The organism is Arthrobacter sp. UYP6 (genome assembly GCF_040547315.1).
Taxonomy (GTDB): Bacteria; Actinomycetota; Actinomycetes; order Actinomycetales; family Micrococcaceae; genus Arthrobacter_B.
Window position 1 is genome coordinate 213,894 of sequence record NZ_JBEPPM010000004.1, and the last position, 10,245, is coordinate 224,138.

General features: G+C 64.3%; 8 protein-coding genes and 1 tRNA gene. 1 reads left to right on the plus strand and 8 read right to left on the minus strand.

Annotated elements, in window-relative coordinates:
* Positions 1-78 precede the first annotated feature (78 nt).
* From ABIB35_RS05325 to ABIB35_RS05350, 6 genes are all read right to left on the minus strand, one after another.
* On the minus strand, positions 79-1,098 hold the full coding sequence (locus ABIB35_RS05325) for a Gfo/Idh/MocA family protein (protein WP_354179505.1): 1,020 nt from the start codon (positions 1,096-1,098) through the stop codon (positions 79-81).
* The gene (locus ABIB35_RS05330) at positions 1,095-2,003 is read right to left on the minus strand and encodes a sugar phosphate isomerase/epimerase family protein (protein ID WP_354179506.1); all 909 of its coding nucleotides are present in this window, start codon (positions 2,001-2,003) and stop codon (positions 1,095-1,097) included. Before ABIB35_RS05330 ends, ABIB35_RS05325 begins: the two co-directional genes overlap by 4 nt.
* Entirely contained in the window at positions 1,996-3,960 is a 1,965-nt protein-coding gene (iolD, locus tag ABIB35_RS05335; protein ID WP_354179567.1) for a 3D-(3,5/4)-trihydroxycyclohexane-1,2-dione acylhydrolase (decyclizing), read from the minus strand. Before iolD ends, ABIB35_RS05330 begins: the two co-directional genes overlap by 8 nt.
* An 11-nt stretch (positions 3,961-3,971) precedes the next feature.
* Positions 3,972-4,940 (minus strand): Cgl0159 family (beta/alpha)8-fold protein, encoded by a 969-nt coding sequence (locus ABIB35_RS05340; RefSeq protein ID WP_354179508.1) that lies wholly within the window; start codon positions 4,938-4,940, stop codon positions 3,972-3,974.
* Positions 4,937-5,929, minus strand: a complete 993-nt coding sequence (gene iolC, locus ABIB35_RS05345; protein ID WP_354179510.1) for a 5-dehydro-2-deoxygluconokinase — start codon at positions 5,927-5,929, stop codon at positions 4,937-4,939. Before iolC ends, ABIB35_RS05340 begins: the two co-directional genes overlap by 4 nt.
* A gap of 994 nt (positions 5,930-6,923) precedes the next feature.
* Positions 6,924-7,005 (minus strand) — tRNA-Leu (locus ABIB35_RS05350).
* 129 nt (positions 7,006-7,134) lie between these two features.
* Here ABIB35_RS05350 and ABIB35_RS05355 point away from each other — a divergent pair.
* A complete protein-coding gene (locus ABIB35_RS05355; protein WP_354179511.1) occupies positions 7,135-7,740 on the plus strand; it encodes an ANTAR domain-containing response regulator in 606 nt (201 codons plus the stop codon).
* 109 nt (positions 7,741-7,849) lie between these two features.
* On the opposite strand, the gene ABIB35_RS05360 is transcribed toward ABIB35_RS05355, so the two are convergent.
* Both ABIB35_RS05360 and pyk read right to left on the minus strand, forming a co-directional pair.
* On the minus strand, positions 7,850-8,239 hold the full coding sequence (locus ABIB35_RS05360) for a PLDc N-terminal domain-containing protein (RefSeq protein WP_354179513.1): 390 nt from the start codon (positions 8,237-8,239) through the stop codon (positions 7,850-7,852).
* Positions 8,240-8,627: 388 nt separating this feature from the next.
* On the minus strand, positions 8,628-10,139 hold the full coding sequence (pyk, locus tag ABIB35_RS05365) for a pyruvate kinase (RefSeq protein WP_354179515.1): 1,512 nt from the start codon (positions 10,137-10,139) through the stop codon (positions 8,628-8,630).
* Positions 10,140-10,245 lie beyond the last annotated feature (106 nt).

The following is a 10,245-nucleotide window of genomic DNA, read 5'->3' on the forward strand; positions in this document are numbered from 1 at the left end:
CCCAGGACTATCGAGATGGCAGACGGTGCACGTCTCAGCGCTCAAAACGGCATCGTCTGCCATCTCGCGGCGGGGTTTTCACCCCTGATGATAGAGCAACGGCTTCTCGTGAAGTTCGACGGCGACCGTGCGGCCGGTTCGCTGCGCTTCGACGCCGGCTTCGCAGCAGGCCGCGGCGGCGTAGCCGTCCCAGGCGCTGGGCCCGTCGGTACCTCCCTGCAGAGCCGCGTCCACCCAGGTCTGGATTTCGCGGTCATACGCGGCGCTGAACCGTTCGGTGAACCCCGGCAGGACCGAGCCGCCCCACCGGCCCCGGGCACTGAGGTACGGGCCGGCGTCGTTCCCGATGCGAACCACTCCCTGTTCGAACACCGCTTGGGTGCCCACCTCATAGCCATACTGCGCGTTCCCGTAGATCTCCACGTCCGCCAGCACGCCGGAGGCCGTTTCCAGCAGCACCTGCTGCGGGTCGTTGATACCCGCCGGAGCGTTGCGGGTGCTCTTGCCGCGGCGCACCTGGACGGAGGCAATCTCTTCCCCGGTTAAAAAGCGGACGGCGTCGAACTCGTGCACCACCGAGTCGTTGATCAGCATCTCGTTGCTGAATCCGGGCGGGGTTGCGGGGTTGCGGTGCTGGTGATGCAGCATCAGCAGCTCCCCCAGCTCACCGCTGCGGATCAGCTCCGCGAGGTGCGCGTACTCGGCGTCGTATCGACGCATGAAGCCCACCTGGATCCGCTTCCGACCCAGCTTTTCCTCCGCCTGCAGCACCCGCCACGCCGATGCGGGATCCGGAGTCAGCGGTTTCTCGCAGAGGACGGGGATGTCCCGGGCCAGGGCAGCGTGCAGTGCCTCTTCGTGCAGAAAACCAGGCGTTGCGATCAGCACCGCCTCCGTGTGCGGGTCATCCAGGGCCGCATCGATGTCGCTAAACACCGCGGCACCGGGAATACCCGCGACGGCTGCCGCAGCCCGGTCGGCATCGATGTCGACGACGGCACTTACCTCCGCCCCGTGCGTCCGCCGGGCCAGGCGCTGAATATGGTCCAGGCCCATGCGTCCGGCACCGATGACGACAACGCTGAGATTCCGGCTCATGAGAGCCTCCTTCCGCAGGAAAGCAGGTAGTTGCGGGTCCGGCGCGCGATCGGCAGGGGCACCTCCAGGTTGGCCACCGGGTACATGTCCTGCTCCACGATGCCGAACAGCGGGCGGTTGAGGTCCTCGGCGGCTGCGATAACCAGGGACAGGTCGGGCAGCCCGCCGGGCGGTTCGCTCATGACGCCGGCTCGGTTCGCCTCGGCCCAGGTCAGGTTGTCCCGGCGGACCCCGGCCAGGACATCCGGATCAATCTGCTTCAGATGCAGGTAGCCGATCCGCTCGGGATACTTGCTGATCAGCCCAACGCTGTCGGCGTCCCCGTACTGGGCATGCCCGGTGTCCAGGCACAGGCTCACCAGCTGGGGATCGGTTTCCTGCAGGAAACGTTCGATCTCCTGCTGCGCGCAGACGTGGGAGTCCGCATGGGAGTGGAACTGCTGCTGTAGTCCGTAATCCTCGGCCAGCACCTTGCCCAGCCGGTTGTGGCCGTTAAACAGGTCATTGAGCTGCTCCGGGGAGAGGTCGGAACTCTCGAGCGCCTCCCCTGTGACGTCGTCGCGCCACATCGCCGGAATGACCACCACATGCTGCCCACCCATCGCCGCCGTGAGTTCGGCTACCCTCCGGGCCGGTTCCCACGCGGCCTCCCACTGGTCCGCGCCGCGGTGGAAGGCGGTGAACACGGTTCCGGCGGACACCTGCAGGCCACGCTGGGCCAGTTCGTCGGCCAGCCGGGACGGATCGGTGGGCAGATAGCCGTACGGGCCGAGTTCAATCCACTGATATCCGGCTTCCGCCGCCTCGTCGAGGAAGCGCTGCCACGGGGTTTGTCGGGGATCCTCAGCAAACCAGACTCCCCAGGAATCGGGTGCGGTTCCGATGATGAGCTTGTTCTCAGTCATGAGCCGGTCCTGTCGTTGCGTCGCCGATCAGCGGCTTCTGCCCGGCTTTGCGCCGGAGGTAGGTGCTGCGGGCATCCCGGGTGGAGTCCAGTTCCGATGTACCGGCCACGGGCACGTCCCACCAGGATTCGGAGTCCGGAGCATCGATCAGCGGATCGGACTCAATATGGACCAGCACCGGGCCGCTGCCTTCGGGTTCCGCTTTGGCTTTGGCCACGGCGGTCTCCAGATCGGCGATGGCATTTTCGCCGGGTTCCACGCGGATCACCCGCACCCCCAGTGATGCGGCATTTGCCGCGAGGTCCACCGGCAGCTTCTCGCCGTCATCGAACGTATGGTGTTGTGAATCCAGCGTCCGGAACCTGGTGCCGAACCGCTGCGAGCCCAGCGATTCGGACAGCGCCCCGATCGAGGCGTATCCGTGGTTCTGGATCAGGACCACAATCAGTTTGAGGCCTTCGGCGACGGCGGTGACCAGTTCCGTGTGCATCATCAGGTAGGAGCCGTCACCCACCAGCACGACGACGTCGCGCGGCTGTTCGCCGTCCCCCGCCCGCTGCGCTTCGGAAATGGCTGCGCGTTTAACGCCCAGTCCGCCGGGAATTTCATAGCCCATGGTGGAGAAGGCATACTCCACGTGGTAGCCGAAGGGGTCGCGGATGCGCCACATTTTGTGCAGGTCCCCGGGCAGTGATCCAGCGGCGCAGACGACGACGTCGCGGGGAGCCGTGGCGCGGTTCACGGCGCCAATGATCTCGTTCTGACTAGGCAGCGGGGCATGCCGGGTGTCGAAGGCCGTGTCCACTGCGGCGTTCCAGCGCTCTTTTTCCGCCGTCACCAGCTGCTCCAGATCCGCACCCACGCGGTAGCCCGACATAGCCTCGGTGAGTCGGATCAGCGCCTTGCGGGCGTCGGCCACGATCGGCAGGGCAGTTCCCAGCTTGTAGGCATCCAGGGGCGCCACGTTAATGTTCACGAACCTCACCTCCGGGTCCTGGAAGGCGGTGTGTGAGGCCGTGGTGAAGTCCTCGTAGCGGGTGCCGATGCCAATGACCAGGTCGGCGTCGCGCGCGACGGTGTTCGCCGCCGTCGTGCCCGTGGAACCCACCGCGCCGAGGCAGTAGGGGGCATCCCACGGCAGTGATCCGACACCGGCCTGCGTGTAGGCCACCGGGATGCCGGTGAGTTCAGCCAGGCGGGCCAGCTGCTGGTTGGCAAAGGCGTAAAGGACGCCGCCGCCGGCTATGATCAGCGGGCGCCGGGCCGAGCGGATCAGGTGTGCCGCACGGCGGATATCCTCGGCGTCCGGCTCCGGTCGGCGGATGCGCCAGTCCCGTTCCGCCAGGAATTCACCCGGGACGTCCAAGGTTTCGGCCTGCACGTCCTGGGGCAGCGAGATGGTGACGGCCCCCGTGTCGGCGGGGTCGGTGAGGACCCGCAGACCGTTGAGGAAGGCGGAGTAGAGCTGTTCCGGCCGGACCACACGGTCAAAGTAACGGGACAGCGGGCGGAAGGCGTCGTTGACGGTGATGTCATAGGCTTCGGGCCGCTCCAGCTGCTGCAGCACCGGATCCGCGGTGCGGGTGGCGAAGGTGTCCGCGGGGAGCAGCAGCACCGGAAGGCGGTTGGTGGTGGCCACGGCCGCTCCGGTGAGCATATTGGTGGCCCCGGGACCAATGGAGCTGGTCACGGCAAAGGTGGCGCGCCGGCGTTCCTGCCGGGCATAGCCCACCGCCTGGTGCACCATGGCCTGCTCATTCCGTCCCTGGTGGTAGGGCATGAGCCGGGAATCCAGGACCTGCCACTGCTTTAGAGCCTGTCCCACGCCGGCAACGTTTCCGTGGCCAAAGATCCCGAACATGCCGGGTATCAGGCGCTCGCGGTAGTGCGTTCCACCGATGGTGTCCACGGTGTACTGGTTGCCCAGAAATTCGACTACTGCCTGGGCCACCGTCATTTTGCGCGTTTTCATGAGGCTGACACTTCCTGTTCGGTGCGACCGTTCCGGTCAGGACGATTGTTCAGGTTCACGCCGTTCAGCTTCACGCCATTCAGCAGCGACGCCGCCGTGGCCACGGCCTCGCCTACGTCTCCGCTCTTGGGGTACAGCAGCGTCCGGCCTACGGTCAGGCCCTGGACGCCGGGCAGCTTCAATGCCGTTTGCCAGCGGTCGAACGTTTCCTGCGGTGATCCGGACGGATCTCCACCCAGCAGGACGGCGGGCATAGTGGTGGCTGCCAGAATCCGTTCCATCTCGGGGACCACGGGCAGCTTCAGCCAGGTGTACGCGCTGGTGGACCCCAATCCGGAAGCAATGGCCATGGAGGTGATGACGGCGTCTGGGGTCAGGTCGTTGCGCAGTCGACCGTGGTCCCACACGGACAGAAACGGTTCCACCATCGCCACCAGGCGCCGCTCAGCGAGGCTGTCGATGGCTTTCGCCGTTGACTCCAGCATGCTGACCGTTGCCGGGTCGCCCAGACAGATGCGGGTAAGCATTTTGCCGCCGGTGGCGCCCAGCGCCTGCAACGCCGCAGCGGTGTGGCCTGTGAAGCGGTCATCCGGTTCGTTGACCAAACCGGCCAGCCCGCCGCGGTTCATGGATCCGAATAACAGCTTCCCATCCAAAGCACCGAGAAGGAGCAGGTCATCCATGATGTCCGGGGTGGCCAGCACACCGTCAACTGCCGGGTGGGCCAGTGCGGTTTGCAGCCGGTCCAGCAGGTCGTGGCGGTCCGCCATCGCCATGTCCCGCTTACCCACGGCCAGCGCACCGCGGGCCGGATGGTCGGCAGCAACAATGAAGTTCTGTCGTCCCAGCTGCGGCCCGGGGTGCGGGCGGCGTTCAGCGGCCGCCCGGCTGATGGCTAGCGGGTCTTCCAGCCGGGTGCGGGTGAGGTGCTCGTAGCGTCCGGGACTATCGTCGCAGTCTTTCAAGGGGCTGTCTCCAGGAGTTCCGGCACCAACCGGCCGCGTGAAGCCAGCAGTTCAATGACTTCACGCGGTGTCGGCATGGCATCGGCGCAGGAAACCCGGGACGCCACCAGGGCACCCGCCGCGTTGGCGTATTCCAGCACCGCTGCCAGGTTCCACCCCGCCAGCAGCCCATGGCACAACGCTCCGCCAAAGGCGTCGCCGGCACCCAGTCCGTTGACCGTCTCTACCGGAACCGGCGCCGAGACCACGCGCTCCGTGGCGGATTTGGCCAGCACGCCGTCGGGACCGAGTTTGACCACCGCCAGCCGTACGCCTGTTTCCAGCAGCCGGTCGGCCTGCTCATCGGGTGTTCCCTCTCCCACCGCTACCGAACATTCCTTGGTATTGCCCACCGCAACCGTGACACAGGGCAGGATGCGAGCGATCTGCTCCCGGGCTTCATCTTCGGAGGCCCAGAACATTGGCCGATAGTCCAAATCCAGCACGGTGTGCTGATCTGGCCCCAGAGCGTTCCTGGGCCGGGCCTGATGCGCGGTGAAGTGGGCGCTCCGGCTGGGGTCCTGGCATAGGCCCGTCACAGTAGACCAAAAGATACCGGCGTCACGGACGGCGGCCAGATTCAGCTCGTCGGATGCAATCTGCAGGTCCGGTGCCGTTGGGAAGCGTCCGTAGAAGTAAAGCGGAAAGTTCTCCGGCGGTTTGATGGCGCAAAACGTGACGGGGGTCTGCAGCCCGGACACCGCACTGACCATGGTGTCGTCGACGCCGAACTTCTGCAGTTCCCGGCGCAGATACGCTCCGAACGGATCTGATCCGGTGCGGGTAATGACTGCTGTCCGGCGCCCGTGCCGGGCCGCGGCTACTGCAACATTGGACGGTGATCCGCCCAGATACTTGGCGAAGGAGGTGACGTCAGCCAGATCCACCCCGATGTCCTGCGGGTAGACGTCAACGCTGATCCGTCCCATAGTGAGCACATCGTAAGGCACTACAACCACCGGCCTTTCCGCTGCGGACGGCAGCCGCCGCTCCTACTGGCTGAGGTGTGACCGGGGCCACATCCACATCCTGCCCCGCAGAGTTTGTCCTGTCAAACAGTTGCCTTACAGCAGCGACGACCGCCTCGTCACCGGAAGATCAGCCGAGCCCTCCTCTCTTGTGGTTGGGCCGCCGTCCACGGCCATTGCGGAACCGTCGCGGACTGAGGGCTGCTGCCGAGATGGCCTGCCCGCCCTGACGAAGCGAGGCAGCATTTTGTCCTGTCATATCCGACGGCACCCCTGGTACACCTGTGCGCACCTCTCATGCACCAGTGAACAGCCCTAATCCCCCGCCCCCTCCGGTCACTTCCACCCTCCGGCTGCTTTCGGCCCTTGCTCCGACACAGGTTCCCACCCTCTGTGCTCTACTGGGGCTCCTGCGACCGCACCAGCCACACCAGCCCCAGACAGTGGGAACCTGTGCTGCGGCGAGCCCACAGAGGTTGTCCGCAACCCGAATAACGTGAGCTCGCACCGCGAATGCGCACCAGGGAACACCCCGTCGGCCACTTCGACCCTCCGGCTGCTTTCAGCCCCTGATCCGACACAGGGTCCCACCCCTTCGAGACCTTGATCCGACACAGGTTCCCACCCGTTCGAGATCTCCGGCCTCTGCAACCTGCTCCCGGTGCCTGTTCCCTGTTCTCGGTCCCTTGCTCCGACACAGGTTCCCACCCTCTGTGCTCTACTGGGGCTCCTGCGACCGCACCAGCCACACCAGCCGCACCAGCCACACCAGCCCCAGACAGTGGGAACCTGTGCTGCGGCGAGCCCACAGAGGTGGTCCGCAACCCGAATAACGTGAGCTCGCTCCCTAAGCGTACTGAGCGTGGACCCCACACACGACTATCAGCCCAGACAAAAGAAAACACCCCGATCCGAAGACCGGGGTGTTGCCTATGTCGCGACTCATCCGTGAACGATGTCCCGACTCATCACACGGTGCCCGAAGTGGGACTCGAACCCACACACCTCTCGATACTGCATTTTGAGTGCAGCGCGTCTGCCAATTCCGCCATTCGGGCCGGCCCTGCGGTATGAATCACAAAGTTCACATTCCGTGTTGGGCGCGAATCTACTCTACATGCGGATAGGCTATTTCTGTGAACTGTCTGTTCGCACACGGCAGTCCAACCGCATTCTGAGGAGCACCTGTGTCTGAATCAACCGAGCCCGCCCCCTCCAACACACCGGCGCGGCGCGTCATTGTCGCCGAGGATGAGACGCTGATCCGCCTCGATATCGTGGAAATCCTCACCGGTGAGGGTTACGACGTGGTCGGGGAAGCCGATAACGGCGAAAAGGCCGTCGCCCTCGCCATGGAACTCAAGCCCGATCTGGTCCTGATGGACGTGAAGATGCCCGTCATGGACGGCATCACGGCCGCCGAGCAGATCGTCAAGGCCCGGATCGCCCCCGTGGTCCTGCTGACCGCTTTCAGCCAGAAGGAACTGGTGGAGCGCGCCCGCGAGGCCGGGGCCATGGCCTACGTGGTCAAGCCCTTCACTCCCGCGGACCTGATCCCGGCCATCGAGATTGCGCTGTCCCGCCATGAGGAGATCAAGGCCCTCGAGGAAGAGGTCAGCGACCTCAAGGAACAGTTCGCCACCCGCAAGCTGGTGGAGCGCGCCAAGTCGCTGCTGACCACCAAAATGGGTCTCACCGAGCCCGAGGCCTTCCGCTGGATCCAGAAGACGTCCATGGACCGTCGACTGAGCATGCGCGAAGTCGCCGAGACCATTATCAATCAGGTCAACTAGCCTTCCGCCGCATCACGCCCGCTTCGAAAAGCGGCATCGCAGGATTCAAGAGCCCCGCCCGACGTCGTCGGGCGGGGCTCTGTGCTCCAGCACCGACAATTCCCCGCCGTCAGGCTGCAGCCAGGGCCCTGTTCTTGATCGCCTGGAACTCCTCTTGGTTGATTGACCCTGCGTTGAGGAGATCCTGCGCTTTGGAGATCTCCTCGCTGGGGCTCGCCGCAACCCGGCGGATGTACTCCTCGGTGGACTCCCGAGCCGCCCGGGAGCGTTCCATGGCGCGTTCGTTCATGCCCTTGCCGCGGGCAATGATGTAGACGAGAACGGTCAGGAACGGGAGGAAGACCATGAAGATGATCCAGATGGCTTTCGCCCAGCCATTCAGGCTTTGGTCACGGAAGAGGTCGCCAATCACGGCAAAGAGCGTGAACAGGTAAGCAAAGAACACCGTGGCGCTGAAGACCCACCACACGATGTCCCACAAGTTATCCCAGAAACTCATTTCGGATTCCCGCTTTCGGTTCGGGTATACGGAACCTGCTGGCCGCCTCTGCAGCGTGGTGCCGGCGTGCGGTGTCCGGACAGGCTTATCCCAGTATCGGCTCCTCGTATCAGCAGAACCATCCTTCTCTGCGATATAAGGCCGGCACAGGACAAACCACCTGCCAGGGCCCTCCCTCCCCCTCTAGGGCGCTTTGGACGCGGCGATCGGGAGGCGACTAAAACGGAGCAGCCACGACCGGTGTACCCCGGCGAGGTGAGGTGAGGAGATTGAGGGCTTATATCCGGAAAATTGGATATAGAGGTATGGAAATGGATATTGAGAGAACAAAAAGCTGCCCGGCCGGAGAACCCGGCCGGGCAGCTTTGATGGAAAAGCCGGATCCGAACTAGATGGACTTGGCCTTGCCCTTGTTGGAGCTCTTGATCGGCCAGGGGCCAACCTTTTCCTTAACCTGCATCTGACCTTCGAGACGCTGGCCTGCGTCCGCGATGTCCCCCACCTTGTGGACCTTGATGGAGTTGGTGGAACCGGCCTGTCCGGGAGGCGAACCGGCGGCGATGACCACAAGGTCATCAAGCTCCACGAGGTCGTTTTCGAACAGCGTGCGGTCCACCTGGGCGGTCATCTGGTCGGTGTTCTCGGCGAACTCCACCAGCATCGGCTGGATGCCCCAGAAGAGGGTCATGTACCGGTAGGTTTCCTCCACCGGGGTGAAGGCCAGGACGGGCTTCTTCGGGCGCAGGCGGGAGAGCCGGCGGGCCGAATCTCCGGACTGGGTGAAGGTGCACACGAACTTGGCATCGAGCTGGTCGGCAATCTCGACAGCGGCACGGGTGATGGCGCCGCCGCGGGTGCGGGGCTTGGAGCCCAGGGCCGGCACGCGGTTCAGTCCGTGCTCTTCAGTGGACTCGATGATGCGTGCCATGGTGGTCACGGTCTCGATCGGGTACTTACCCACGGACGTCTCACCGGAAAGCATCACGGCGTCGGCACCGTCAAGGACGGCGTTGGCGCAGTCGGAAGCCTCGGCGCGGGTGGGGCGCGGGCTATCGATCATGGATTCCAGGACCTGGGTGGCCACGATAACCGGCTTGGCCCAGCGGCGGGCCAGCTCAATGGCGTTCTTCTGCACCAGGGGCACATCTTCCAGGGGAAGCTCAACGCCAAGGTCACCACGGGCAACCATGATCGCGTCGAACGCGTCAATGATTTCCTCGATGGCGGCAACAGCCTGCGGCTTCTCGATCTTTGCGATGACCGGAACGCGGCGGCCTTCTTCGTCCATGATTTCGTGGACACGGCGCACATCAACGGCATTGCGAACGAAGGACAGGGCAACCATGTCCACGCCGGTGCGGATGGCCCACCGGAGGTCGGCCTCATCCTTGTCGCTCATGGCGGGAACGCTCACGGCAACGCCGGGCAGATTCAGGCCCTTGTTGTTGGAAACCGGGCCCGGAACGGTCACCTCGGTGACCACCTTGACGTTGTCCACAGCGGTGGCGCGCAGCGACACCTTGCCGTCGTCAACAAGCAGGGTATCCCCCACGTTGACGTCATTGGGCAATCCGGTGTGGGTGGTGGACACGATGTCCTTGGTACCCGGAACGTCTTCGATGGTGATCGTGAAAACGTCACCCTTGTTCAGGAAATGCGGGCCGTCAACAAAACGTCCCAGTCGGATCTTGGGGCCCTGCAGGTCGGCGAAAATACCAACCGGCTTACCCAGCTCTTCGGATGCACGGCGCACGTTGTCATAGACGGACTTATGTACGTCGTGATCTCCGTGGCTCATGTTCATGCGAGCAACGTCCACACCTGCACGGAGAACCGCGAGCGTGTTTTCATAACTGGCGATTGCGGGGCCAAATGTGGCCACAATTTTTGCGCGTCTCATATCCTCAAGCCTAGTCTCCTCGGGCCAATTACGCATGGAGCCGGGCCGTAGCATCCGTTCTGGACGGACACAACGCCCCGTGTTCTTTCTCTCAGCGGGCACTGCA